Raw genomic sequence first — 26,608 nt, 5'->3', positions numbered from 1 at the left:
GCCACCGGGGCCCGCTCCCCGACCCTCCCCGGCCCGGTCGCCACACCCTAGTATCGCCCATGCCTAACGGGTATATATGAGCCCGGATCACCGGGGCAAGGAACCGGCCGACGATCTGAGGGAGGCACCGAAAATGCGGTGGATGCGGGCCGCAGGCAGGAGCCTTCTGGTGACCGCCCTGCTGGTGACCGGCTATACGGCCTGCGCGCAGCAGGACGAGCGGCCGGACGAGCGGGGGCCGATGACGCTGGCCACGGCCGGCGACCTCACCCGCTACCTGGGTCCGCTGCTGCGGGACTGGAACCGGGAGCACCCCGATCAGCGGGTGAAGCTGGTCGAGCTGCCGGACTCGGCGGACGAGACGCGGTCGCAGATGATCACCGAGCTGCGTTCGGGGAGTCCGCGCTTCGACATCCTCAACATCGACGTGGCGTGGACGTCGGAGTTCGCCGCCGCCGGATGGATCTCACCGCTGGACCGGTCCCGTTTCCCGCTGGACAGCTTCCTCCCGCCGGTGCTGGACACCGCGACCTTCGACGACCGGCTGTACGCCGTCCCCTACGTCACCAACGCGGGGCTGCTGTACTACCGCAAGGACGTCCTGGCGAAGGAGGGCGCCGAGCCGCCCCGCACCTGGGACGAACTCGCCCGCCAGGCGCGGGAGATCGCCCCGAAGTACGACCTGGACGGCTACGCCGGACAGTTCCTGCCGTACGAGGGACTGACCGCGAACGTCACCGAGGCCGTGCGGTCCTCCGGAGGCTCGCTGCTCGGCGACGAGGGCGCGAAGGTCACCGTGGACGGTGCGACCCGTGAGGGCCTGGACTTCCTGGCCGACGGGGTGCGGGAGGGCTGGATCCCCCGCGCGGCGCTGGACTACAAGGAGGAGGAGTCGCGGATCGCCTTCCAGAAGGGCGAGCTGCTGTTCCTGCGCAACTGGCCGTACGTGTACCAGCTCGCCAACGGCGACGAGGACTCGGCGGTGGCGGGGAAGGTCGGCGCCGTCCGCATCCCCGGGCCGGACGGGCCGGGCACGAGCGTGCTCGGCGGCTCCAACCTGGCGGTCAGCGCCCACTCCCGGCACCGCGAGTCCGCCGCGGACCTGATCGCCTACTTGACGAGCGAGCCGGTGCAGCGGCGTGTGCTGGCCGAGGGGGCGCTGCCGCCGGTGCGCGCGGATCTCTACAACGATCCGGAACTTGTGGGGGAACACCCCTATCTTCCGACGCTCAGGAAGAGCATCCTTACCGCCGAGCCGCGTCCCAAGAGCCCGCGCTACGACCAGGTGAGCCTGGCCGTGCAGGCGGTGGCGCACGACGTGTTGTCGCTGCGCCAGTCCCCCGGCGACGCCGTGAACCGGCTGCGCCGGGAACTGACGGCCATCGCCCGCGAGGACTGACGCCCCGGACCGCTGCCGCACCCCGGCGCCGTCCTCGCCGTCGGACTTCTTGGCCCGCGGGCTTGCTACTCAACAGTTAGGTAGCGGACCGCTCACGATGCTCGACGCAAAACCGGGCATTCCCCTCGCACTTCTGCACGTTCGTTGACACTGACTCGCTGGGCTTACTTAACATGCATGTAACCGACGACCCCGTCTGTGGTCGCCTCTGCGCAACTCCGAGAGTCAGGTACAGGTCAGCGAAAGATGTTGGCAGCCCCGGCCGTGAACGGCCTCCCGCCCCGCACCAGCCGCGCCACGGAGCAGTGGTGGCGTGATGCGGTCATCTACCAGGTGTACGTCAGGAGCTTCCTGGACAGCACCGGGGACGGCATCGGCGATCTCGCCGGCGTGAGAACGGGCCTGCCTTATCTGAAGAAGCTCGGCGTGGACGGCGTGTGGCTCAGCCCGTTCTACCCCTCGCCGCAGCACGACCACGGCTACGACGTCGCCGACTACTGCGACGTCGACCCGGTCTACGGCGACCTGGAGGAGTTCGACCGCATGGTCGCCGACGCCCGTCGGCTCGGCATGCGACTGCTGCTGGACATCGTTCCCAACCACTGCTCCAGCGACCACGTCTGGTTCCGCGAGGCACTGGCGGCCGAGCCCGGCTCCGCCGCCCGCGAGCGGTTCCACTTCGCCGACGGCCGCGGCAAGGACGGCGAGGAACCGCCGAACAACTGGCACGCCATGTTCGGCGGACCGGCCTGGAGCCGGGTCACCGAGCCGGACGGCACGCCCGGGCAGTGGTACTTGCACATGTTCACCCCCGAGCAGCCGGACCTGAACTGGCGCAACCCCGAGGTCGGCGAGGAGTTCGACCGCGTCCTGCGGTTCTGGCTCGACCGCGGCATCGACGGCTTCCGCATCGATGTCGCCGCCGGCCTGTTCAAGCACCCGGACCTGCCGGACTCCGACGACCCGCACGCCGACGAGCGCTCCCGGGACTCGGTCAACCCGCTGGCCTGGAACCAGCCCGAGGTGCACGACGTGTGGCGCCGCTGGCGGGCGGTGTGCGAGGAATACACCGCCGAGGACGGCCACGACCGGCTGCTGGTCGGCGAGGTGTCCGTGGCCAACGCCCGCGAGCACGCCCGCTACATCCGGCCCGACGAGCTGCACCAGGCGTTCTTCTTCGACCTGCTGAGCGCGCCGTGGAACGCCGACGCCTTCCGCACGTCGATCGCCGAAGCAATGCGCGACATCGCCGGCACCGGCTCCACCACCACCTGGGTGCTCAACAACCACGACCAGATCCGCTCGGTCACCCGCTACGCCGAAGCCTCCGGCGACGGCCGCTGCCTCGGTTCCGACCGCGCCCGCGCCGCCGCACTGCTGATGCTGGCGCTGCCCGGCAGCGCGTACGTCTACCAGGGCGAGGAGCTGGGTCTGCCCGAGGTCGACCTGCCCGACGAGCTGCTCACCGACCCGATCTTCCGGCGCACCGGCAACCGCAGCCGGGTCCGGGACGGCTGCCGCGTGCCGCTGCCGTGGTCCGGGCACGCCTCGCCGTTCGGCTTCACCTCCTCCGGGATGGAGCCGACCCGGCCGCCGTGGCTGCCGCAGCCCGAGTGGTTCGCGGACCACGCCACCGACCGGGCGCTCGCCGACCCGCACTCCTTCTGGCACCTCTACCGCGAGGCGCTCCAGCTACGCCAGACCCTGCCGCAGCTCGGCACCGGCGAGCTGCGCTGGCTGGACTCCCCGTCCAGCGTCCTGACCTTCGTCCGAGGCGACGGGCTCATCTGCGCCGTCAACTTCGGCACCGCGCCGGCACCCGCGCCCGTCCCGGGCGCACCGCTGCTGGCAAGTGGCCCGTACACGGGCGGCGACCTGCCCGGATCCACCGCCGCGTGGTGGATCAGCGACCACATCACCGCCTGACCCGGCTCCCGGGGCGGACGTTCCGGGAGCCGACAGGCTCGAACCGCGAGGAAGGAACAACCGGATGAGAATCCGTAACGCAGGCGGAGGCCGCGCCAGGCGCGCCGCCGCGGCGGCCACCGCCGCGCTCGCCCTCTCCCTCACCGCCGCCTGCGGCGGCGGTGGCGAGGACAAGACCGACGAGACGGGCGGCAGCGAGGACGTCAAGGCGACCGTCGAACTGCCGGACCTGAAGGGCGAGACCGTCCAGGTCGCGGCCGTGTGGACCGGTCCGGAGCAGAAGAACTTCGAGACGGCGCTGGCGGAGTTCGAGAAGCGCACCGGCGCCGAGGTCGAGTTCGTCCCGACCGGCGACAACGTCGCGACGTTCATCGGTTCCAAGATCGAGGGCGGCGCGCCGCCGGACGTCGCGATGCTGCCGCAGGTGGGCGTCCTGAAGCAGTTCGCGGAGAAGGGCTGGCTCAAGCCGGTCGACAAGGCCACCCAGGAGCAGCTCGACGAGAACTACTCCGACGGCTGGAAGGAACTCGGCCAGGCCGACGGCAAGCAGTACGGCGCCTACTTCAAGGCCGCGAACAAGTCGCTGGTCTGGTACAACACCGCCGCCTTCGAGAACGCCGGCGCGGAGGAGCCGAAGAGCTGGCAGGACTTCCTGGACACGGCGCAGCTCGTCGCGGACTCCGGTGTCGAGCCGGTCTCCGTCGGCGGCGCCGACGGCTGGACCCTGACCGACTGGTTCGAGAACGTCTACCTCTCGCAGGCCGGCCCGGAGATGTACGACAAGCTGGCGGCCCACGAGATCAAGTGGACCGACCCCTCGGTGGAGAAGGCGCTGACCACACTCGGCGAGCTCTTCGGTGAGGACCAGCTGCTCACCGGCGGCAAGAGCGGCGCTCTGCAGACGCCGTTCCCGGAGTCGGTCACCAAGACCTTCTCCGACCTGGAGGCCCCGCAGGCCGCCATGGTCTACGAGGGCGACTTCGTCGGCGTCACCATCGCCAACGACACCGACGCCAAGATCGGCTCCGACGCGCAGGTCTTCCCGTTCCCGGCCGTCGGCGAGGGCGACTCCCCGGTCGTGACGGCGGGCGACGCCGCGGTGGCGCTGAAGGACACCAAGGCCGCCCACGCCATGATGACCTTCCTCGCCTCCAAGGACGCCGCACGCATCATGGCCGAGCAGGGCGGCTTCCTGTCCCCGAACAAGGGTCTGGACACCGCCGCGTACCCGGACGACGTCCAGCGTGAGATCGCCCAGGCGCTCATCGACTCGGGCGACGACTTCCGCTTCGACATGTCCGACCAGGCCCCCGCGGCCTTCGGCGGCACCAAGGGCGAGGGCGAGTGGAAGGCCCTGCAGGACTTCCTGAAGAACCCCGAGGACGTCGAAGGCGCCATGCAGGCCCTGGAGAAGTCCGCCGCCAAGGCGTTCGGCAACTGACAGCAGGAGACCATCTCTCATGTCCCAAGCATCCGCGGGTGGCTCCGGGGCTCCTGCAGTCAAGGACCCCGGAAGCCGTGGAACTGATGAACCTGACCAGTCCAGCAGTCCAGGCGGCAGCTCTGCCCGTACGGGTGCGGGCGGGCGCGTGTCAGCGATGCGCGCCCGCCCCTGGGTGGCCGTCAGCTTCCTGCTCCCGGCCTTCCTGCTACTCGGCGCACTCGTCGTCTACCCGATCGGCTACTCGATCTGGCGCAGCTTCTTCGACGCTGCGGGCGACTCCTTCGTCGGTCTGGCCAACTACGTCGAGATCTTCACCGATCCCGACAACCTGACCTCGGTCCAGAACACCCTGATCTGGGTGATCGTCGCGCCGTCGATCGCCACCCTGCTCGGTCTGATGTTCGCCGTACTGACCGACAGGCTCCGGTTCGCCACCGCGTTCAAGCTGATCATCTTCATGCCGATGGCGATCTCCATGCTGGCCGTCGGCATCATCTTCCGGCTCGTCTACGAGCAGGAGCCCGACCGCGGCGTCGCCAACGCCGTGTGGGTCGGCGTCCACGACACCTTCGCCGAATCCTCCGCCTGGCCGGGAGCCCGGCCGCGTCCGAACGCCGGACTGGAGGAGATCAAGGGCGGCGGCTTCGTCACCGCCGACACCGTCGGCTCGGCCGACCCGACGAACCTGCCGCTGGTCGGCGTGCCCCCGCAGGACGTGGCCCAGGCCGCGACCGCGGGCACCGCCCAGCCCTCCGGCGACGAGGTCACCGGCACCGTCTGGCTGGACTTCACCCCGGGAGGCGGCGGCGAGGCCGGCACGATCGACCCGAAGGAGAAGGCTCTCGCCGGGATCGCCGTCGAGGCGGTCAAGGACGGCGAGGTCGTCGCCACCGCGACCACCGGCGAGGACGGCACGTACGCGCTGCCGGCGGAGGCCGAAGGCGCGACCCTGCGACTGCCGGCCGCCAACTTCAGCGAACCGTACAACGGCGTCGACTGGCTCGGCCCGGCACTCGTCACACCCGCGATCATCGGCTCCTACCTCTGGATGTGGGCCGGCTTCGCGATGGTGCTGATCGCCGCCGGACTGGCCAGCGTCCCCCGGGAGATCCTGGAGGCCGCACGCGTCGACGGCGCCAGCGAATGGCAGGTCTTCCGCAAGGTGACCGTGCCGCTGCTCGCACCGGTGCTCGGCGTCGTCCTCGTCACGCTGATGATCAACGTGATGAAGATCTTCGACCTCGTGTACATCATCGCGCCCAGCGCGGTGCAGTCCGATGCGAGTGTCCTCGCCCTCCAGCTCTACCTGGTGTCCTTCGGTGGCGGCGCCAACCAGGGCCTCGGCAGCGCCTTCGCGGTGCTCCTGCTGCTGCTCGTCCTGCCGGTCATGGTCATCAACATCCGCCGCCTGCGGAGGGAGAACCGACGATGAGTACCCCCACTCCCGCGCCGGCCGTGCCGGCCCCCGGGAAGGAGCAGGCCGCAGCCGCGGCGGGCTCCGGGACCGGACCCGCCGACGGGAAGCCCCGGCGCACCGTCGCCTCCCGGCTCACCTCGCTCACCGGCGGTACGTTCGTGCGGTTCGCCCTCGTCGTCATCGCCCTGATCTGGCTGATGCCGACGGCCGGCCTGCTGAGCTCGTCCTTCCGCGATTCGGCCGACATCGCCGATTCGGGCTGGTGGACGGTCTTCACCGACCCGGGCCAACTGACCAGCGCGAACTACGAGGCGCTGTTCGCCAACGACGCCATCACCGGCTCGCTCGGCGTGACCATCGCGATCACCATTCCGTCGACGGTGCTGGTCATCGTCATCGGCTCGCTCGCCGGATACGCCTTCGCCTGGATGGACTTCCCCGGCCGCGACTGGTGGTTCCTGGTGGTCGTCGGCCTGCTGGTCGTCCCCATCCAGGTGGCGCTGATCCCGGTCGCGAAGCTGTTCAACGCGGTGGGACTCTTCGAGACCATCCCCGGCGTGGTGCTCTTCCACACCGCCTTCGGTCTCCCCTTCGCGGTGTTCCTGCTGCGCAACTTCTTCGCGGAGATCCCGAAGGAGCTGCTGGAGGCCGCACGGCTGGACGGCGCCGGCGAGATCCGCCTGTTCACCCGCGTCATCATGCCGCTGGGCGGACCGGCGATCGCCTCGCTGGGCATCTTCCAGTTCCTGTGGGTCTGGAACGACATGCTGGTCGCGCTGATCTTCGCGGACTCCGGTTCGCCGCCGATCACCATCGCGCTCCAGCAGCAGGTCCGGCAGTTCGGCAACAACATCGACGTACTGGCACCCGGCGCGTTCATGTCGATGGTCATCCCGCTGGCGGTCTTCTTCGCCTTCCAGCGGCAGTTCGTCTCCGGCGTGATGGCGGGCTCGGTCAAATAGGCCCGCAGTGACGGGGGAGCCCGGGATCCTGGGGATGCCGGGTCTCCTCACCGACGCGGGGGAGGGCAGGACTGGGGAGAGTAACCTGCCCTCCGCCGTGCAGTCGGGCCGGGCACGGACGATTCGCCCGTCCTGCCCGAGCCCACCCCGCGCCGGGCGCGTTCCGTTCCGGACCCTCCTCCGGCCACGGGCGCGCCCGGCGCGGAGACGGCCGCGGTCGCCCGAGGGCGCCGCGGCCGTCGCCGTCCGGCCGCACGGGGGGTGTCAGGCACCGGCCGGGGCCGCGGCCCCGAACCACCGCTCCATCGGGCCGGTCAGCTCCTCCTGCTCCTCTCCCACCCACGCCACATGCCCGTCCGGGCGCAGCAGCACCGCGGGAACGTCCAGTTCGTCGCTCCCGTCGACCACGTGGTCCACGCGGTCGGCCCAGCCCGCCGCCGAGAGTCGCCCCGCCCGGTCGAGCAGCAGCCCCCGGCCACCGTGCATCAGCGCGTAGAGGCGGCCCCGCTTCAGCTGCACGTCGCGCATCCGCAACCCCAGCAGAGCGTGCCCCTCCCCGGCGTCGTAGCGGACGGCCGTCGCCGTGATCTTCTCGACCAGATGCCGGTTCACCTCCTCGAAGTCCATCAGCTCCGAGACCAGCCGCCGTACCGCCTGCGGCCCCGGCTCGGTGGACATCAGCACCATCTGTGCGCGGGTGTTGTCCAGCACATCGGCAGCCACCGGGCGCCGTTCGGTCTCGTAGCTCTCCAGCAGCCCCTCCGGCGCCGTGCCGCGGACCTCGGCCGCCAGCTTCCAGCCGAGGTTGAAGGCGTCCTGCACGCCGAGGTTGAGTCCCTGCCCGCCGACCGGCGGGTGGATGTGCGCCGCGTCGCCGGCCAGCAGCACCCGGCCGCTCCGGTACCGCTCGGCCAGCCGCGTGGCGTCGCCGAAACGGGACAGCCAGCGGGGCGAGTGCACACCGAAGTCGGTGCCGCAGACCGCTCGCAGCCGGTGCCGGAACTCCTCCAGGGTGGGCGCGACCGCACGGTCCTCGGCCACCCCCTCGGCGGGCACGACGACCCGGCACACCCCGTCGCCGACGGGTCCGGCGCCGAACCGCAGCTCGGTCCTGCGCACCTCCGCCGTCACGGCGGCCATCGTCTCCGGCGCAGCGGTCGCCTCCATCTCGCCCAGCAGCGTCTCGGTACGGCTGGGCTCGCCGGGGAAGCCGACGCCGAGCAGCTTCCGCACCGTGCTGCGGCCGCCGTCGCACCCGACGACCCAGCGCGCACGCAGCCGCGCACCGTCGGCGAGCTCGACGGTCACCCCCTGCTCGTCCTGCTCCAGCCCGGCCACGTCGCAGCCGCGCCGGATGCCGGCGCCCAGCTCGGCGGCACGCTCGGCGAGCAGCCGGTCGGTGACCGGTTGCGGAATGCCCAGCACGTAGCCGTGGGCGGTGTCCAGCCCTTCGGGGGCGGGCTTGGCGATGCCGGCGAAGAACCCGCCCAGCGGATGCTTGCGCCCCTCCGCGAGGAACCGCTCCAGCAGGCCGCGCTGGTCCATCACCTCGATGCTGCGCACGTGCAGCCCGAGCGAGCGGACGAACGCGGAAGGCTCCGCCGCCTTCTCCAGCACCAGTGTGCGCACACCCCACAGCCGCAGCTCGGCGGCCAGCATCATGCCGGTCGGCCCGCCGCCCACCACGATCACGTCGTTCGTCATGCAGTCCCCGTCTTCCTGGTTCCGGCTTCGGCCGGTGATTGTGCGGCACGACGGGGACCTTGCCGCAAGGCCCCCCATGCGCTATACGTTGAGGGTGGCAAGGAGTCTCCGACCTCCTTGCCTTCCGTTTTTTCCGGGCCGGGGCGCCCCTCGCGAGGCTCCTGTGAGCGTGCCGCATCCGGCCTTCCCGGAGCGCACGTCTCACCCGTACGGATCGCGTACGGTGACCGTCCCGGGCCGTCACCGGTTGGGCATCGTGGCAGAAGTCTCGCCCCGATGAACGGACGTGCATCCCGATGAGCCCGCGCCTCAGCGTCGTCGTCCCCCTCCCCACCACCGACGCCGCCCTGCTGCCGTGTCTGCGGTCGCTGGCGGCCCAGACGGCGGCGGACCTGGAGGTCGTCCTCGTGGACGACGGTCCGGAGGATGCATCGGTGGCGGCCGCGGCGCGCGCGTTCGCCGCGGGGGACCGGAGGTTCCGCGTCGTGCGGGAGGCCGACCGCCCGCCGGGAGGCCAGGGCCGCACCGGCCGGGCCCGCAACGCGGGCCTGCGGCACACCGGCGCCAAGATCCCCTACCTCGCGTTCCTCGACCCCGAGGACACCCTGCCGCCCACCGCGTACGAGCGGCTGCTCGGGACCCTGGAGGAGACCGGTTCCGACTTCGCCACCGGCAACGCCGTACGGCTCGGCGCGGACGGCCGCCCCGGCCGGACACCTCTGCTGGGCAGGCCGCTGGACCGCGACCGGCCCGCCACGCACGTGACCCGGCACCGCAATCTGGCCCGGGACAGGATGGCCGGCACGAAGGTCTTCCGTCGCGCCTTCTGGGAGCGCCACGCGCTGTCCTGGCCGGAGGAGGCGGGCCAGACCGACCTGCGTCTGGTGGTGCCGGCGCACTTCCTCGCCACCGCCGTGGACGTGGTGGGCGAACCGGTGCTACACCGCCGGGACTCCGGCGCAGACCGTCCGGAGCCCGGCGCGCCGGTGGCCGGCGCGCCGCGCGCCCGGGGGGCGAGCGCGGGTGCGGAGCTGCGCGAACTGGTCAGGGCCCTGGACGCGGTGAGCCGGTTCGTGCACGGCCGGCCCGCCGACCGCCGCCACCGCGGCGAGGACGAGCGCCACTTCGACACCGGCGTGCTCACCATCGACCTCGCGCCCTACCTGGCCGCGTTCCCGGAGGCGGACGAGGGCTTCCAGGCCGAGTTCGCCGCCCTCACCCGCGACTTCCTCACCCGCGTCGACCCCGCCGTGGTCGCCGCGCTGCCGCTGCCGTCACGCATCAAGTGGCATTTGGTCCGCGAGGGCCGCACCGACGACCTGCTCGCCGCCCTCGCCTTCGAGCGGGACAACCCCCACGTCTTCCACGTCACCGGTCGCGGGCCGCGCCGCACTGCGACATACCTGCGACCGGACGGCAGCCCCATCGAGGTGCCCCACCGCATCGGCCGGGTCCGCTCCGCCGAGCAACCCCTGCACGCCCGGCTGCGGGAGGCACGCTGGCAGCCGGACGGCACGCTGCTGCTGCGCGGCTACGGCTACGTCCGGTCCGCGGACGCCGACCGCCCGCAGCGCTCCCGCAAGTTCGGCTGGCTGCGCCTGGGCGGTGGCAGCCGACGGCGCCTGCCACTGCGGGTACGGACCGTCCCGGCCCCCGAGGCCACCCGCAACTCCCGCCAGCGCACGTACTCCTACGACGCGTCCGGCTTCGAGATCACCGTGGACCCCGAGCGGCTGCTGACCGCGCTGCGCGGCGACCGGCGCAGCGCGAGCTGGACGGTGTGTCTGGGCGTGGTGACCGGCGGGCTGGTGCGCAGCGGCGGCGTCAAGGCCGGCAGCGAGGGATCGGGGGCGCAGCCTCCGGTGCGCGAACTGCCCGGCGACCGCCGGGTGTCGGCGAGCTTCGCCAGCGGACGGCTGCGGCTGACGGTGGAGGAGACCACCGCGCGGCTGACCGGGCAGCGGATCGCGGACGGCGTCTGGCACGCGACCCTCGCGGTGCGGAAACCGCACCGGCCGGTGGCGCTGCGGATGGCGCACCAGCAGTCGGGTACGGAGGTCGAACTGCCCGTCCGGCCGGACGCGTCCACCGCGCCGGCCGACGACGGCTGGACGCCGTACGCCGTGTCGGTCGCGGCGGCCGAACTCGCCTCCGCCCTCGCGGCCGCTCGCGCCCTGGAGGGCGAGGAGGGTGAGGAGGGCGAGGCGGAGGAGACCGGCGCCGGACCCGACGCTGCCGAGGGCGCCGCTCGGCAGCGCGGCACCGACCGCTGGCGGCCGGCCCTGTCCCTCGCGGACGAGACCACCTGCCGGATCGTCGTTCCCTCCGCGCAACAGCCCGCGAGCGCACCCCTGCGGGCGCCCCTGGCTGCGTCCGGTGAGCACGCGCCGCGCGAGCTGTACGCCGGTCCCGACGCGCAGGGTCTGCTGGCCCTGACCGACCGCCCGGTGCATCCGGTGGCGGACCGGGTGTCCTGGAGCCCGGACGGCGAACTGGCCGTCGAGGGCGTGCTTCCCGAGGCAGTCGGGGAGGAGCTGGAGGTGGTGTGGCAGCACAGCGGCCACCGTCAGGAGGTGACCGCGCCGCTGGAGAGGTCCGGCGAACGCTTCCGCACCGCGCTGCGTCCGGCCGGTGCCGCGCCCGGCGAGCTGCCGCTGCGGCAGGGCCGCTGGTTCCCGTTCCTGCGGGCGGTCGGCGCCGAGACGCGGCACCACGACCTGCCGGTGCGGCTGTACCCCGCGGCGCTGGACACACTGCCGCTGACGCACCGCAGCAGCGGGCCGGGCGGACGCGCGTTCACCGCCGAACGCCGCTACCACGACCGGCTGTTCCTCGCCTCCGGCTCCGACCTCGCCGAGACCGAGCGCGGCGCGTACGGGCAGCACCGGCTCAGCACCCTGCACTATCCGCTCGCGCGGAGGCAGCCGCTGCGGGACGCGGTGCTGTACCACAGCTTCGACGGCCGTCAGTACTCCGACTCCCCGCGCGCGGTGCACGAGGAGGTGCTGCGGCGCGGCACGGACGTGGAGCACCTGTGGGTGGTGCGCGATGGGCAGGCGCTGGTGCCGTCCGGCGCGGAGGCGGTGGCGATGGGCAGCGCCCGGTGGCACGAGGCACTGGCGCGCAGCCGTTGGCTGATCGGCAACACCCACTTCCCCCGCTGGTTCTCCCGGCGTGACGGTCAGACCGCGGTGCAGACCTGGCACGGGACGCCGTTGAAGCGCATCGGTCTGGATCTGGCGGACACCGACTTCGCCAACCGCTCCTATCTGGAGAGCCTGCCCGCCCGCGCCGCGGAGTGGAGCGTGCTGCTCTCCCCCAACCGCTTCAGCACCCCGATCCTGCGCCGTGCGTTCGGCTACGAGGGCGAGGTGCTGGAATCCGGCTACCCGCGCAACGACCTGCTGTACACGGAGGACCGGGAGAAGCGTGCGGAGGAGGTGCGGCGCCGGCTGGACATCCCCCTCGACACCCGCGTGGTGCTGTACGCGCCCACCTGGCGGGACGACAACCGGTACGACCGCGCGAACTGCCGCTTCGACCTGCGGCTGGACCTCGCCGCCGCGCGGGACGCGCTCGGCGCGGACCACCTGCTGCTGGTGCGCAAGCACTATCTGGTCGCCGACAGTGTCCCCGGCACCGCCGACGGTTTCGTGCGGGACGTCTCCGCGCACCCTGACCTGGCAGAACTGCTGCTCGTCGCGGACGTGCTGGTCACCGACTACTCGTCGGTGATGTTCGACTTCGCGCACACCGGGCGGCCGATGCTCTTCCACACCTACGACCTCGACCACTACCGGGATGTGCTGCGCGGCTTCTACTTCGACTTCGAGCGGCGCGCGCCGGGACCGCTGCTGTCATCCTCGGACGAGGTGATCGAGGCGCTGCGCGAGGTGGACGCGGTGGCGGACGTGCACCGAGACGCGTACGCGGACTTCCGCCGGGCGTTCTGCGACCTGGACGACGGCACGGCAGCGGCCCGGGTCGTGGACCGCATGTTCGACTGAGAGCCCGGCGCTCGGGCCGCACCCTTCAGACGACCGGGGCGGCGGGCCGCCCGGCGGAGGACGCGTCGTCGTGGTGCACGGCGCGCGGCGGCCGCCGGGCGGCGACCGGCACCACGGGCGGGAGTGCGTCGGCGTCCTGGCCCAGGAACACACGGCGCACCACGCGTTCGGCCGCCCGCCCGTCGTCCCAGGGGCAGAAGCGCTCCCGGAACGCCGCTCGCAGCCGGGCGGCGTCCTCACCGCGCCAGGCGCCGGAGGTGAGGGCGGCGATCAGCTCCCCCTCGGTGCGCGCCACCGTCCCCGGGGTCTCGCCCGGACGGCCGGAGAGGAGGTCGAAGTAGACGCCACGGGCCGCCTGGTACGCCTCCCAGTCCGGGGCGTAGGTGAGGATCGGCCGATCCAGGTTGGCGTAGTCGAACATCACCGACGAGTAGTCGGTGATCAGCCCGTCGGAGGCAAGGCACAGCTCCTCGACGCTGTCGTGCGCGGACACGTCCAGCAGCAGGCCCTGCCGCTCCAGCTCCTCCAGGCGCGGGTCCTGGCCGTAGAAGTAGTGTGTGCGCACCATCAGCACGTAGCCGTCGCCGAGTTCCTGCGCGATGCGCACCAGGTCGAGCTCGGGGACGAAGCTCTTGCGATAGTCGCGCATGGTGGGCGCGTACAGCAGGGCCACCCGGTCCCGGGGGACGCCGAGACGTTCGCGGATCGCGAGGACGTCGTCGTAGGTGGCGGTGGAGAAGACGTCGTTGCGCGGGTAGCCGGTCTCCAGGTGCTCGTACGGGCACGGGTAGACGCGGTCCCACATCTCGGTGGAGTGCGGGTTGGCCGAGATGCTGTAGTCCCAGCGGCCCGCCCGGTGCAGCAGGCGGCGGAAGCTCATCCCGGCCGCCGCCGCGGGGAACGGCTGCTGGTCCAGGCCCATCCGCTTCAGTGGCGTGCCGTGGTGGGTCTGGAGGTGGACCTGGCCCTCCCGCTTGACCACGTAGTCGGGGAAGTTGACGTTGTTGACCAGGTACGTGGCGCGGGCGATGACCTGCCAGTAGCGGACGCTGCGCGGCAGCACGTAGTCGACGCCGGGCGGCAGCGACTCGACGGCCTCCCGGCGCACCACCCACACGCTGCGCACGTGCGGCGCCAGCTCGCGGACCTTGGCCTCGATCGCGGCCGGATTGCAGCGCATCCCGCGGTCCCAGTAGGCGCTGTAGACGGCGAGGTGCTCGTCGAGCGGCAGCCGGCGCTGCATCCGGTACAGCGCCCGGTAGGCGACCTTCCCAGCGGTGCGCCGGGAGAGCCGTACCCCGGACGTGCCGCGGCGGTGCATCTCGCGGGCGGCGTCCACGGAGGCGAAGAGCGGGAAACGTCCGGAGGCGACGGCGCGGTGCGCCAGCCCGGAACGGCCGGCGGGTGGGTGGTAGTCCTGCGGGCGGTAGCGGCGGTGGAAGGCGGCGGCGACGCCGAAGTACTCGCGGCGGTCGACGGGCCGTACCCGGTCGGGGCGCCCGAGGCAGAACACGAAGTGGTTGATCATGCGCTCGAAGATCACCGGACGCAGCGGGTCCAGGTGCGGGCGCTCGTCGAGGAAGGCGAACAGCGAGGCGTACTGGGGGAAGATGTCGAAATGCTTCCGGCCCGGCGAGCGGGTGATGGCGCCCTGGTAGCGCTGCCGGTAGTCCACGCAGGCGCGGTCCAGGCAGCCGACCCGTTCCGCGGTGATCATCGCCTCGTACGCCAGCGGGGCGTCCTCGTACAGACCGGGCAGGAAGGCCAGGCCGCCTGCCCGGTAGAACGCGCGCCGGTAGGCCTTGTTCCAGGCGACGGCGAAGAGTTCCAGCAGCGCGGGCTCCTCGAACACGCTCGCGGTGCGGTCGCCGACGGCGGCGAGGACCTCGCCGAACTGGCTGGGGCGGACCACGTTCCACCAGAACGAGCGCACGTGGTCGAAGACCAGCACGTCCGGGTCGCCACAGGCGTCGAGCCGCCGGGCGATGGCCTCCAAGGCGCCGTCCAGGTAGCTGTCGTCGCTGTCGAGGAAGAGCAGGTAGTCGCCGGTCGCGCGCTCGACGCCCGCGTTCCGGGCGCGGCCGAGCCCGACGTTCTCCGGCAGGTGCAGCACGGTGACCCGGCCGTCGCGTGCGGCGTACTCGTCCAGGATGCGGCCGCTGCCGTCCGGCGAGCAGTCGTCGACCGCGATGACCTCCAGGTCGGTGAAGGACTGGCGCAGGATCGAGTCCAGGCACTCGCGGAGGTAGCCCTGAACCTTGAAGACCGGTACGACGATGCTGAGACGTGGCATGAGCTCCCGAATCCCCGACTCGACTCGTTCGAACACGTACGCGACGGATGAGGCGGCTGCTGCGCGCGGCGGCGGATGGGTTCCGTCGACCACGTGCCAGAAATCGTCGCACAGTATGCCCGCTTTCGTACTCCGGTGGGGCACTCGGGGGAATGTGAACGGAGACGCGGACGGGGATACTCCCCGGGACGCGGACGAGAACGGCGACGGCCCGCCTCCCGCAGTACGGGAGACGGGCCGTGCCCGGTGCTCGGGTGCGCTACGCGGCCGTCAGCGGTTGCTGCGCAGCAGCGTGCGCATGGTCCGCATGGCCACCGACAGGTTCGCCAGGTCGAAGGACTCCGAGGCGTGGATCTCCTCCAGCGTCGCCCGGGCGCGGTGCAGGATGGCGGAGTTCTTCTCCTCCCAGGCCGTGAAGCGCTGCCCGGCGCCCGCCGTCTCGTCCGTGGACGCCAGTACATCCGCCGTCAGCAGCTGGTGGGCCGCGTACAGGTCCTCGCGGATCGCCGCGCGGGCCATGGACTGCCAGCGGTCGGAACGCGGCAGCTCGCCGACCCGCTCCTGGAGCTGGGTGATGGCCAGCCGGTCGGCCAGGTCGTAGTACACCTCGGCGACGTCCAGCAGGCTGTTCCCGGTGCGCTCGGCGACCGCGACGACGTCCAGCGCGGGGAACGCCGCCGAGAAGCCAGCCACCTTACGCGCCAGGTCCTCCGGCACGCCCGCACCGGCCAGCTCGTCGTGCACCTTGCGGTGCCACTCCAGGTCGTCGCCCTGGAGCAGCTTGGGCAGCTCGGCCCACACGGTGGCCACCCGCTCGCCGAACAGCTCGATCGTCTCGGTGAGCTGGAGGGGCTGCGGCCGGTTGTTGAGCAGCCAGCGCGTGGCGCGCTCCACCAGCCGCCGCGAGTGCAGCCGGATGCGGGTCTGGATCTCCGCCGACACCTTGTTGTCCAGCGACTCGACCTCGTCCCAGATGGCGCCCAGGCCGAAGACCGCGCGGGCCGCGGTGTGCGCCCGGACGATCTCCTCCGTGGACGCCCCGGTCTCCTCCTTCAGCCGGTGCACGAACGAGGAGCCGCCGGTGTTGATCGCGTCGTTGACCAGCAGCGTCGTGATGATCTCGCGGCGCAGCGCGTGCTCGTGGATCTCCTGCTCGAACCGCTCGCACAGCGCCCTCGGGAAGTACGCCAGGGCGAGCTGCTGGAGATACGCGTCGTCGGGCAGGTCGCTGGCCAGCAGGTCCTCGGTGACGACGATCTTGGTGTAGGCGAGCATCACAGCCAGTTCGGGCTGGGTGAGCCCGAGGCCGCTGTTCAGCCGCTCCCGGATCTGCTTGTCGCCCGGCAGGAACTCCAGCTGGCGGTCGAGCTTGCCCTCCTTCGTCAGCCGTCGCATGTGCCGCTGGTGGGCGTGGAGCAGGCTGGAAGCCTGCTCCAGGGAGTTGGCCAGGGCGGCGTTCTGCGCGTAGTTGTTGCGCAGCACCAGCGCGCCGACCTCGTCCTCCATCTCGGCGAGCAGCGCGTTGCGCTGCTTGACGGTCATGTCGCCGGCCGTGACCACCGCGTTCAGCAGGATCTTGATGTTCACCTCGTGGTCCGAGGTGTCCACGCCCGCGCTGTTGTCGATCGCGTCGGTGTTGATGCGGCCGCCGTGGTGCGCGTACTCGATGCGGCCGAGCTGGGTCAGGCCCAGGTTGCCGCCCTCACCGACGACCTTCACCCGCAGGTCCTGGCCGTCCACCCGGATGGCGTCGTTCGCCTTGTCCCCGACGTCGGCGTTCGACTCGGTGGACGCCTTCACGTACGTGCCGATGCCGCCGTTCCACAGCAGGTCGACCGGGGCGGACAGGATGGCCCGCATCAGGTCGGCCGGCGTCATCTTGCTGACTCCGGACTCGATACCCAGCGCCTTGCGCACCTGCGGGGTGATCGGCACCGACTTGGCGCTGCGCGGGTGGACGCCGCCGCCCGCCGAGATCAGTGAGGTGTCGTAGTCCTCCCACGAGGAACGCGGCAGGTCGAAGACGCGCCTGCGCTCGGCGTACGAGGTCGCGGCGTCCGGGTCCGGGTCGAGGAAGATGTGCCGGTGGTCGAACGCGGCCACCAGCCGGATGTGCTCCGACAGCAGCATGCCGTTGCCGAACACGTCGCCGCTCATGTCGCCGATGCCGACAACGGTGAAGTCCTGCGTCTGGGTGTCGTAGCCCAGCTCCCGGAAGTGGCGCTTCACCGACTCCCAGGCGCCCTTGGCGGTGATGCCCATGCCCTTGTGGTCGTAGCCCGCGCTGCCGCCGGAGGCGAACGCGTCGCCCAGCCAGAAGCCGTACGCCGTCGCCACCTCGTTGGCGATGTCGGAGAACTTCGCGGTGCCCTTGTCCGCCGCGACGACCAGGTAGGTGTCGTCCTCGTCGTGCCGCACCACGTCCGTCGGCGGCTCGACCTCGCCAGCCACCAGGTTGTCGGTGATGTCCAGCAGACCGGAGATGAAGGTCCGGTAGCAGGCGATGCCCTCCGCCTGCCAGGCGTCCCGGTCCACCGCGGGGTCGGGCAGCTGCTTGCCGACGAAGCCGCCCTTGGCGCCCACCGGCACGATGACGGTGTTCTTGACCTCCTGCGCCTTCACCAGGCCCAGGATCTCGGTCCGGAAGTCCTCCCGGCGGTCGGACCAGCGCAGACCGCCGCGCGCGACCTTGCCGAACCGCAGGTGCACGCCCTCCACGCGCGGCGAGTACACCCAGATCTCGTACGCCGGACGCGGCGCCGGAAGATCGGGGATCTGCTGCGGGTCGAGCTTCATCGACACATACGCGTGCGGCTCGCCGTAGGTGTCGCGCTGGAAGTAGTTGGTGCGCAGCGTGGCCTTGATGACGGTGAGGAACGAGCGCAGGATGCGGTCCTCGTCCAGGCTGGCGACCTCGTCCAGTGCGGCGTCCAGCTCCTCCAGCATCGCGTCGGTCAGCTCGTGCCCGGCCCGCGCCCGCTCCGGCGACATCCGCGCCTCGAACAGGTTCACCAGCAGCCGGGTGGTGTGGACGTTGTGCCGGAGGGTGTCCTCCATGTAGTCCTGGCTGAAGGTCGCGCCGGCCTGCCGCAGGTACTTCGCGTAGGCGCGCAGCACCATCGCCTGTCGCCAGGTCAGCCCCGCGGTGAACACCAGCGTGTTGAAGCCGTCGTTCTCCGCACGGCCCGTCCACACCGCGCTGAACGCCTCCTGGAAGCGCTCGCGGGCGTCGTCGCCGAAGGACTTCATCTGCGACACGGGCATCCGCAGCCCGAAGTCGTAGATCCACGCGCGGCTGCGGTCGGAGGCCTTCAGCTCGTACGGCCGCTCGTCGACCACCTCGACGCCCAGCGCGTGGAGCACCGGCAGCACCGCCGACAGCGACACCGGCTCGCCGGTGCGGTAGATCTTGAAGCGGCGCTCGCCGATCGCGGCGCCCACCGGCTCGTACAGACTGAGCGCGAAGTCCGGACGCTCCACGTCCGAGCCACGCTCCTCGCCGCCGCCGCGCAGCTTCTGGATGTGCTGGAGGTCCGCGACCGCGGCGCGGGGCGGGAAGTCGGCCTTGTAGCCCTCCGGGAAGGCGTTGGCGTACTGGTGCGCCAGCTCGGCGGCCTGTTCCTCGCCGCATTCGGAGACCAGCGCCTCGGTGAAGCCGTCCGCCCACGACCGGGCGGCCTCGGCCAGCCGGGTCTCGATGCGGTCCGTCTCCTCGTCGGTCAGCTCGGTCAGCGCACTGCCGGGCTTCACCCGGATGACGAAGTGCAGCCGAGAGAGGATCGACTCGGTGTTCCACGCCGTGAAGTCGACGCTGGTGCCGCCCAGCTCCTCCGTCAGGATGTCGATCAGCCGCAGCCGCACGGCCGTGGTGTAGCGGTCGCGCGGCAGGTACACCAGCGCCGAGTAGTACCGGCCGTACTCGTCCTGGCGCAGGTAGAGCCGCAGCCGGCGGCGCTCCTGGAGGTAGAGCACCGAGGTGACGATCGCGCGCAGCTCCTCGACCGGCGTCTGGAACAGCTCGTCGCGCGGGTACGTCTCCAGGATCTGGAGCAGGTCCCGGCCATCGTGGCTGTCCGGGGTGAAGCCCGCCGTCGACAGCACCTCGGCCACCTTGCGGCGGATCACCGGCACGCGGCGCACCGACTCGGTGTAGGCCGCCGAGCTGAACAGGCCAAGGAAGCGGCGCTCGCCCACCACGTTCCCGTCGGCGTCGAACTTCTTCACGCCGACGTAGTCGAGGTAGGAGCGGCGGTGCACGGTGGCACGGCTGTTGGCCTTGGTGAGAATCAGCAGGTTGTGCTCGAGCGCTCTGGCACGGGCGTCCGACGGCAGCCGGTTGAACGACGGCGACACCGGGTGCCCCTCGTCGTCCACGTGCCGCGGGTCGGAGCGGAGCACGCCCAGGCCGGTGCCCGCCTTGGCGGCCAGCAGCAGCGTCCCCTCGCCGTCACCGCCGTCGCCCTCGGTCTCCAGCTCGTACTCGCGGTAGCCGAGGAAGGTGAAGTGGTCGTCGGCCAGCCAGCGCAGCAGCTCGCGGGCCTCCTCCAGCTCGCCCTCGCGCAGGTCGTCCGGGGCCGCCTCGTCCGTCAGCTCGTCCGCGATGCGCAGGGCGGCGTCGCGCATCTTCGTCCAGTCCTCGACGGCCTCGCGGACGTCCGACAGGACGCTCAGCAGACTCTCGCGGATCTCCTGGAGGTCCTCGCGGTCCGTCTCACGGTCGATCTCGACGTGAATCCACGACTCATGCACCGCGTCGTCCGGCAGCTCCTCCGGGCGATGCGTGGTCGCAGCGGGTGAGAACGGGTCGCGGCCCGCGTCCAGCACCTCCAGCAACGCACCCGTGACGTCGCGGCGGACGATCATCTGCGGGTGCACGACGACGTGGATGCCGCGGCCCTCGCGGGACAGCTCGTTGGTGACGGAGTCGACGAGGAAGGGCATGTCGTCGGTGACCACCTCGACGACCGTGTGCGTGCAGGCCCAGCCGTTCTCGTCCACGGAGGGGGTGTAGACCCGTACGTTCGCCGTGCCCTGCGGACGGTCCTGCGCCAGGGTGTGGTGGGCGAGAGCCGCACCGAGGATGTCGACCGGGTCCCGGTCGGTCAGGTCCTCCGGGGCGGTGTGCAGGTAGTAGCGCTGGAGATACGCGCCGAGGGAGTGCGGCTGGAGACCCTTGGTCTTCTGGCCTCCCAGCGGGCTCTGCTCGGCTACTCGAACCGCCTCGGCGAGCCGCTCGGCCTTGGCTTCGTCCAGCTTGGTCTGCATGTCCTCTGACTCCTGTCGCGCGCCGTTGCGTGACGTCGGTGTGGTGTGGGCACGACGACGTCACACACAGCACGGGGTGTCCGCAGAAGTGAGACGTCATGCCGGATGCGGTGACCAGCGGCGACGGCCCCGGAGCGGTGTCCCCCGGGGCGCGGGGCGAGGGCGTCGGCGCCCTCCGCGTGTATCGCGCTGGTCACGCGCACCAACGTACCCCCTCGGATGCGGTGGCCGATTGGTACGGCGTACAAAAATCCCTCCGGGAAACCTGCCGATATGGACGAAACCGCGCGGCCCTTCCCGGCGTCCCCGCGGCGGAGCCGCGACGCGGCGCGCACCTCCTCCGACGCCCCGGTCACCCGTCCGCGGCGGGCCCGCGGCCGTTCCCTCCCTGCCCCTGCTTCACCCGGCCCGGGCGACGCCGCACGTGGCTGCGCGCCGCTGCGGAGGTGAGCGGGCGGACCCGGTCCCTGGGCGGGGCGATGCTCCTATGGATGTCAAGCGGCTGCGATGAGGCCTCCACCGCGTCCTGACGCGGTCCCTGGACCACGTGGCGGGCGGCGCGGTCACCACCACGGTTGGGACGGTGGCGGTGCGGCGCTCGAGGTAGACACACCACCACCCGAAGCGGGGCTTCCTCCGGCCGGCGTGACCTATCGGGGCGACGCCACACAGATGTGCGAAGGCGGCTTCCGAGTGCAACCGGTCGGGATTGTCCGCAGCCGTGGCCAGAAGCTGACCGGCCACGTCCGCGCCGACGCCCTGCAGAGCCAGCAGCTCCGGTGCGGCCTGGGCGGTTGAAAGACAACCGCGAGGCGTCGGTCAGACGGTGAGTCAGACCCGTCGGAGAAGCCACCACACTCCTCACAGTCAGACGTGGCGGACGCCGGAGGCGATACGGTCCGCGGCCTCGACCGCTTCGGCGAGGGTGTCGACGACGGGCACGCCCGCCTCCTCCAGACTGGCGCGGCTGTGCGAACCGCCGGTGTACAGCACGGCCCTCGCCCCGACGTGCGCGGCCGCCACCGCATCGTCCACCGCGTCGCCGATGACCACCGTCCGGTCGGAACCGACGCCCTCCAGCGCCGCCAGGTGGCGCGCCATCTGGGCGGCCTTGCCGCCGGCGTTGTCACCGGTGGAGCCGTCCACCCGCAGGAAATGGGCGTCGATGCCGTGCGTGCGGATCAGGGGCAGCAGCATGTCGTGCGGCGCGAGCGAGCACAGCGACTGCGTGTGCCCGGCGGCCTGCCGGGCGGCCAGCAGCTCCGCCGCGCCTTCGGTGAGGCCCAGGCCCTCGGCGCGCTCCCAGTAGTGCCGGTGGAACATCGCATCCATGGCCGCCCACTCCTCGTCCGTGGGCAGCCGCCCCATCAGCCGTTCGTAGAAACGGGGGACGGGAACGCAGTACAGGTCGCGGTAGCGCTCCAGGGTGATCGATGGCATACCGGTCTCCGCGAACGCGGCGTTCGTCGCGTCGAGGACGGCGTGGATGTCGTGGAGGAGCGTCCCGTTCCAGTCCCAGACGATGTGGGTGGTGCCTGCGTGCTGCGGAGATGCCATGTGCAGCACCGTACGCGCCGGGTCCGACAGCGCGGTAACGGAATTCCGGCGCACTCCCGGGCCCCTCCGGGCCTGTGCACGCTCAGCTCTCGGACGCTGGACCACCGGACGCTCGGCCCAGCAGAGTGTCGATCTCCTGGGTGGCGAACCACAGCAGTTCGTGGTCCTCGGCGCCGTCCACGACGAAGCGGGCGTCGTCGTCACCCTTGTCGGCCGCACCGAGGGCCTCGGCCGCGGCGGACACGTCCTCACGGGCGTCCTCGGCGTCCACGTGCACCGCCGCCGCATCGGTGAGGGACACGGGCCCGGCGACGCGGACCTCGCCGAGCGCGGAGGGGTCGGGACTGCGGTCGGGGTCGGCGGTCGCGGCGCCGTCGGCGACGTCGACCGCGACCACCACACGCACCCGGGGTGCCTCGGGGTCGCAGGCCAGCAGGCGCAACGACGCCTGCGCGGCCCGGTTGAGGGCGGCGTACTCCAGCTCCTCCAGGTCGTCGGAGACGTACCACTCGCGCAGCCCCGGTGTCACGGCGTAGGCGTCGAAGGCTTCCGGACCCAGTGCGCCGGAGCGGTGCGCGGCGGCGAGAGCGGGAAGGGTCAGGGGGACGTAGACGCGCATGGCTGCCGCTTTCGTGTATCGCCGTTCCGACTGCCCCGTCAGCATACGGTCCGCCGTTCACTCCTGCGCCCGCCGCCGGTACGACCGGTCCGCCCGGCGGCCGGGACGGGTGGGCCCGGTATCGGAGCTGTGCAGCGCACGAGCGGGACCCTCGCGCGTCAGCGCCCGACAGCCGCTCACCCGGATAGGTGCATCACACTCCGCGACGACGCGGGCCCGCCGCGCGTTGCGGCCGACGACGGGACGCCGCTAGAACCTGAGCTACTGGCGAGTAGTCATCTCGTGCAGCACCCATCACGGATCGGGGGAGAACCCATGCCCAGCACCTGTGACCAGCGGCGCACACCCGGCGGCGAGCCCGCAGGCCCGCCGGTGCCGCAGCCGAGGCGGCCGCACGCCGACGAGCAGCGGACGCACCCGTCGTCACCCGCGCCCTCACGCTCCGCGACCACCGCTCCCTCCGCTTCCCCGGGCGGCCCCGGTGCCCGGACCGCCGGGAACGCCAGGAACACCGGGACCGATGGGGCCGATGGGGCCACCGGGGCCACCGGGGCCGATGGGGCCGATGGGGCCGCCGGGAACGCCAGGGACCGCGCCGCCGCAGGCCGGGCCGCGGGCACGCCACCGCCCGGCGCCCGCACCCCCGTCGGGCCCGGCCCACGGCGGCGCGCCCCCGCCCGTACCGCCCCGCCCGGACGGCGGGACCCCCGGCGTCCGGGTGCCCGCGGCGGCGTGCGGACAGCCGTACGCCCCTCCCCGTCGCGGTGGTTCGCCGAGCAGCTGGTCGAGGTGCTCAGCGGCCGCCGGCCGGTGCACGCCCTGCTGGGCCACGCCCGCGGGACGGCCTTCGACCAGGTCGTCGCCCTCGCGGAACGGGCGCCGCTGCGTCCGGACGGCGCGGACCGGCGGGCCGCGGTGCTGGCATCGGTGCGCAGCATGCGCCTGGAGGACGACGTGATCGAGGCCAGCGCCCGGATCAGCACCGGCGGCCGCGAACGGGCGATGGCGTTCCGGCTGGAGGCGGGCGAGGACCGGCGCTGGCGGTGTGCTGCGGTCGAGCTGGGATGACGCGAAGCGGGCCGGGCCCGTGCCCCGCTGAGGAGCACGGGCCCGGCCCGTCGGCGGGCGGGCGCGCCAGGAGCACCGCCCGCGGCCGTTCACTTCTTGCGGCGACGGCCGCCCTTCTGTGCCTTGCGCCGCTCCGCGCGGGTCATGCCGTCAGCGGGGGACCGCACCGGTCCGTCACCGGTCGGCATCTCGCCCTCGACGACGCCGCCCTCGGCGGTGGGGGCCGAGAAGTGCAGCCGATCCGGACGCTGCGGCGCGTCCAGACCCTTGGCACGGATCGCCGGGGCGGGCGCGGCGCCTGCCGGGACGGCGTCCTTCTTGCCCCGGTCCTCCGCCGCCCCGCGCTCTGCCACGGGAACCTCCTCGACCTGCCGTTCGACCTGAACCTCCAGGTTGAACAGGTAGCCGACGGACTCCTCCTTGATGCCCTCCATCATGGCCTGGAACATGTCGAAGCCCTCGCGCTGGTACTCCACCAGCGGATCCTTCTGCGCCATGGCACGCAGGCCGATGCCCTCCTGGAGGTAGTCCATCTCGTAGAGGTGCTCGCGCCACTTGCGGTCCAGGACGGAGAGCACGACGCGGCGTTCCAGCTCGCGCATGATCTCGGAGCCGAGCTCCTTCTCCCGCGCGTCGTACTGCTCGTGGATGTCGTCCTTGATGGACTCGATGAGGAAGTCGGAGGTGACACCGGCCAGGTCGCCGGCCGCCTCCTCCAGCTCGTCCACGGTCACCTGCACCGGATAGAGCTGCTTGAAGGCGCCCCAGAGCCGGTCCAGGTCCCACTCCTCGGCGAAGCCCTCCGACGTCTCGGCCTCGACGTACGCCTCGATCGTGTCGTCCATGAAGTGCCGCACCTGCTCGTGCAGGTCCTCGCCCTCCAGGACGCGGCGACGCTCGCCGTAGATGACCTCGCGCTGCCGGTTGAGCACCTCGTCGTACTTGAGGACGTTCTTACGGATCTCGAAGTTCTGCTGCTCGACCTGCGACTGGGCGGAGGCGATGGCGCGGGTGACCATCTTGTTCTCGATCGGCACGTCGTCCGGGACGTTGGCCATGGCCATCACGCGCTCGACCATCTGCGCCTTGAACAGCCGCATCAGGTCGTCGCCCAGGGAGAGGTAGAACCGGGACTCACCCGGGTCGCCCTGACGGCCGGAACGGCCGCGGAGCTGGTTGTCGATGCGACGCGACTCGTGTCGCTCGGTGCCCAGCACGTACAGGCCGCCGAGCTCCTTGACCTCTTCGAACTCGGTCTCGACGGCCTTCTCGGCCCGCTCCAGCGCGGCCGGCAGCGCCGCCGACCACTCCTCGGAGTGCTCCACCGGGTCCAGGCCCTTGGCCCGCAGCTCGTCCTCGGCGATCTCGTCCGGGTTGCCGCCGAGCTTGATGTCGGTGCCGCGGCCGGCCATGTTCGTGGCGACCGTGACGGCGCCCCTGCGGCCCGCCTGGGCGACGATCACGGCCTCCCGGTCGTGCTGCTTGGCGTTGAGGACCTCGTGGCGCACGCCCCGCTTGTTGAGCTGCTTGGAGAGGTACTCGGACTTCTCCACGGATGTCGTGCCGACCAGGACCGGCTGGCCCTTCTCGTACTTCTCCGCGATGTCGTCGACGACCGCGTCGAACTTGGCGACCTCGGTGCGGTAGATCAGGTCGGCCTGGTCCGCACGGGCCAGCGGGCGGTGCGTCGGAATGGGGACGACGCCCAGCTTGTAGATCTGGTGGAACTCCGCGGCCTCGGTCATGGCCGTACCGGTCATGCCGGACAGCTTGTCGTACAGCCGGAAGAAGTTCTGCAGGGTGATCGTGGCGAGCGTCTGGTTCTCGTCCTTGATGTCGACCTGCTCCTTGGCCTCGATGGCCTGGTGCATGCCCTCGTTGTAGCGGCGGCCCGCGAGGATACGGCCGGTGTGCTCGTCGACGATCATGACTTCGCCGTCCATGACGACGTAGTCCTTGTCCTTCTTGTAGAGCTCCTTGGCCTTGATCGCGTTGTTGAGGTAGCCGACCAACGGCGTGTTGACGGATTCGTAGAGGTTGTCGATGCCCAGCCAGTCCTCGACCTTGGCCACGCCGCTCTCGTGGATGCCGACCGTGCGCTTCTTCTCGTCGACCTCGTAGTCGCCGGTCTCGGCCTTGCCCAGCCGCGGGTCGCCCGGCTCGCCCTTCTCCAGGCGCTTCACCAGCTTGGCGAAGTCGCCGTACCACTTGGTGGCCTGGTCCGCGGGGCCGGAGATGATCAGCGGGGTGCGGGCCTCGTCGATGAGGATGGAGTCCACCTCGTCGACGATCGCGAAGTTGTGTCCGCGCTGGACCAGCTCGTCCTTCGACCACGCCATGTTGTCGCGCAGGTAGTCGAAGCCGAACTCGTTGTTGGTGCCGTAGGTGATGTCGCACCCGTACTGCTCGCGGCGCTGCGCCGGCGTCATGTTCGCCAGGATGCAGCCCACGCTCAGGCCCAGGAACTGGTGGACGCGGCCCATCCACTCCGAGTCGCGCTGGGCGAGGTAGTCGTTGACGGTGATGATGTGGACGCCCTCGCCGGAGATCGCGTTGAGGTACGCGGGCAGGGTGCCGACCAGGGTCTTGCCCTCACCAGTTTTCATCTCCGCGACGTACCCGAGGTGCAGTGCGGCGCCGCCCTGGAGCTGCACGTCGTAGTGCCGCTGGCCGAGGACGCGCTTGGCCGCCTCCCGGACGGTGGCGAAGGCCTCCGGCATCAGGTCGTCGAGGCTCTCGCCCTCCGCGTACCGCTCCTTGTACTCGTCGGTCAGAGCCCGCAACTCGGCGTCGGAGAGATCGACGAAGTCCTCTTCAATGGAATTCACCTGCCGCGCGATGCGGTCCAGCTTGCGCAGGATCTTTCCTTCACCTGCGCGCATGAGCTTGCCGAAGACGGACACGTAGGGTGACTCCTTGCCGGTCGGGCCTGGCACGGTCTGGTGCG

13 protein-coding genes and 1 pseudogene are annotated in these 26,608 nt (G+C 71.5%); 7 read left to right on the top strand and 7 right to left on the bottom strand.

Annotated elements, in window-relative coordinates; translation table 11 throughout:
- Positions 1–133 precede the first annotated feature (133 nt).
- The 5 genes from E4198_RS16885 (at position 134) to E4198_RS16865 (ending at position 7,148) form a co-directional block, all read left to right on the top strand.
- Positions 134–1,399 carry an ABC transporter substrate-binding protein gene (locus E4198_RS16885; protein WP_136183895.1) on the top strand — a complete coding sequence of 422 codons (1,266 nt, stop codon included), beginning with the start codon at positions 134–136 and terminating at the stop codon, positions 1,397–1,399.
- A gap of 246 nt (positions 1,400–1,645) precedes the next feature.
- Positions 1,646–3,325, top strand: coding sequence for a glycoside hydrolase family 13 protein (locus E4198_RS16880; RefSeq protein WP_136183894.1), 1,680 nt, complete (start codon positions 1,646–1,648; stop codon positions 3,323–3,325).
- A gap of 64 nt (positions 3,326–3,389) precedes the next feature.
- Complete coding sequence (locus E4198_RS16875; protein ID WP_136183893.1) at positions 3,390–4,766, top strand: extracellular solute-binding protein; 1,377 nt, start codon at positions 3,390–3,392, stop codon at positions 4,764–4,766.
- A gap of 157 nt (positions 4,767–4,923) precedes the next feature.
- Positions 4,924–6,201 (top strand): sugar ABC transporter permease, encoded by a 1,278-nt coding sequence (locus E4198_RS16870; protein ID WP_247597941.1) that lies wholly within the window; start codon positions 4,924–4,926, stop codon positions 6,199–6,201.
- Positions 6,198–7,148, top strand: coding sequence for a carbohydrate ABC transporter permease (locus E4198_RS16865; RefSeq protein ID WP_136183891.1), 951 nt, complete (start codon positions 6,198–6,200; stop codon positions 7,146–7,148). The genes E4198_RS16870 and E4198_RS16865 overlap by 4 nt, the downstream gene beginning before the upstream one ends.
- 264 nt (positions 7,149–7,412) lie before the next feature.
- Here the strand turns inward: E4198_RS16865 and rox are convergent, their stop codons facing one another.
- Complete coding sequence (gene rox, locus E4198_RS16860; RefSeq protein ID WP_136183890.1) at positions 7,413–8,852, bottom strand: rifampin monooxygenase; 1,440 nt, start codon at positions 8,850–8,852, stop codon at positions 7,413–7,415.
- Positions 8,853–9,148: 296 nt separating this feature from the next.
- On the opposite strand from rox, the gene E4198_RS16855 reads away from it, so the two are divergent.
- Positions 9,149–12,859, top strand: coding sequence for a bifunctional glycosyltransferase/CDP-glycerol:glycerophosphate glycerophosphotransferase (locus E4198_RS16855; RefSeq protein ID WP_136183889.1), 3,711 nt, complete (start codon positions 9,149–9,151; stop codon positions 12,857–12,859).
- Positions 12,860–12,884: 25 nt separating this feature from the next.
- On the opposite strand, the gene E4198_RS16850 is transcribed toward E4198_RS16855, so the two are convergent.
- From E4198_RS16850 to E4198_RS16830, 5 genes and pseudogenes are all read right to left on the bottom strand, one after another.
- Positions 12,885–15,152, bottom strand: coding sequence for a bifunctional glycosyltransferase family 2 protein/CDP-glycerol:glycerophosphate glycerophosphotransferase (locus E4198_RS16850; protein WP_136183888.1), 2,268 nt, complete (start codon positions 15,150–15,152; stop codon positions 12,885–12,887).
- Positions 15,153–15,422: 270 nt separating this feature from the next.
- Positions 15,423–20,417 carry an NAD-glutamate dehydrogenase gene (locus E4198_RS16845; RefSeq protein ID WP_136183887.1) on the bottom strand — a complete coding sequence of 1,665 codons (4,995 nt, stop codon included), beginning with the start codon at positions 20,415–20,417 and terminating at the stop codon, positions 15,423–15,425.
- Between the two features lie 651 nt (positions 20,418–21,068).
- Positions 21,069–21,200: pseudogene (locus tag E4198_RS25525) on the bottom strand (transposase); the annotation flags it as partial.
- An 84-nt stretch (positions 21,201–21,284) separates the two neighbouring features.
- Positions 21,285–21,974 (bottom strand): HAD family hydrolase, encoded by a 690-nt coding sequence (locus E4198_RS16835; protein ID WP_136183886.1) that lies wholly within the window; start codon positions 21,972–21,974, stop codon positions 21,285–21,287.
- Positions 21,975–22,056: 82 nt separating this feature from the next.
- The gene (locus tag E4198_RS16830) at positions 22,057–22,593 is read right to left on the bottom strand and encodes a hypothetical protein (protein WP_136183885.1); all 537 of its coding nucleotides are present in this window, start codon (positions 22,591–22,593) and stop codon (positions 22,057–22,059) included.
- 732 nt (positions 22,594–23,325) lie between these two features.
- On the opposite strand from E4198_RS16830, the gene E4198_RS16825 reads away from it, so the two are divergent.
- Positions 23,326–23,661, top strand: coding sequence for an Rv3235 family protein (locus E4198_RS16825; RefSeq protein WP_027764961.1), 336 nt, complete (start codon positions 23,326–23,328; stop codon positions 23,659–23,661).
- Positions 23,662–23,750: 89 nt separating this feature from the next.
- Here E4198_RS16825 and secA read toward each other — a convergent pair whose 3' ends face one another.
- On the bottom strand, positions 23,751–26,564 hold the full coding sequence (gene secA / locus E4198_RS16820) for a preprotein translocase subunit SecA (RefSeq protein ID WP_136183884.1): 2,814 nt from the start codon (positions 26,562–26,564) through the stop codon (positions 23,751–23,753).
- Positions 26,565–26,608 lie beyond the last annotated feature (44 nt).

The organism is Streptomyces sp. RKND-216 (assembly GCF_004795255.1).
Classification (GTDB): domain Bacteria; phylum Actinomycetota; class Actinomycetes; order Streptomycetales; family Streptomycetaceae; genus Streptomyces; species Streptomyces hazeniae.
The sequence above is the reverse complement of the archived record's forward strand: the minus strand, read 5'-3'. Positions and strand labels throughout refer to the sequence as shown.

What these genes read in the sequence shown, in the direction of transcription:
- E4198_RS16885 (WP_136183895.1), top strand. Translation starts at nt 134, where the DNA reads ATGCGGTGGATGCGGGCCGCAGGCAGGAGCCTTCTGGTGACCGCCCTG.
- E4198_RS16880 (WP_136183894.1), top strand. Translation starts at nt 1,646, where the DNA reads ATGTTGGCAGCCCCGGCCGTGAACGGCCTCCCGCCCCGCACCAGCCGC.
- E4198_RS16875 (WP_136183893.1), top strand. Translation starts at nt 3,390, where the DNA reads ATGAGAATCCGTAACGCAGGCGGAGGCCGCGCCAGGCGCGCCGCCGCG.
- E4198_RS16870 (WP_247597941.1), top strand. Translation starts at nt 4,924, where the DNA reads ATGCGCGCCCGCCCCTGGGTGGCCGTCAGCTTCCTGCTCCCGGCCTTC.
- E4198_RS16865 (WP_136183891.1), top strand. Translation starts at nt 6,198, where the DNA reads ATGAGTACCCCCACTCCCGCGCCGGCCGTGCCGGCCCCCGGGAAGGAG.
- rox (WP_136183890.1), bottom strand. Translation starts at nt 8,852, where the DNA reads ATGACGAACGACGTGATCGTGGTGGGCGGCGGGCCGACCGGCATGATG.
- E4198_RS16855 (WP_136183889.1), top strand. Translation starts at nt 9,149, where the DNA reads ATGAGCCCGCGCCTCAGCGTCGTCGTCCCCCTCCCCACCACCGACGCC.
- E4198_RS16850 (WP_136183888.1), bottom strand. Translation starts at nt 15,152, where the DNA reads ATGCCACGTCTCAGCATCGTCGTACCGGTCTTCAAGGTTCAGGGCTAC.
- E4198_RS16845 (WP_136183887.1), bottom strand. Translation starts at nt 20,417, where the DNA reads ATGCAGACCAAGCTGGACGAAGCCAAGGCCGAGCGGCTCGCCGAGGCG.
- E4198_RS16835 (WP_136183886.1), bottom strand. Translation starts at nt 21,974, where the DNA reads ATGGCATCTCCGCAGCACGCAGGCACCACCCACATCGTCTGGGACTGG.
- E4198_RS16830 (WP_136183885.1), bottom strand. Translation starts at nt 22,593, where the DNA reads ATGCGCGTCTACGTCCCCCTGACCCTTCCCGCTCTCGCCGCCGCGCAC.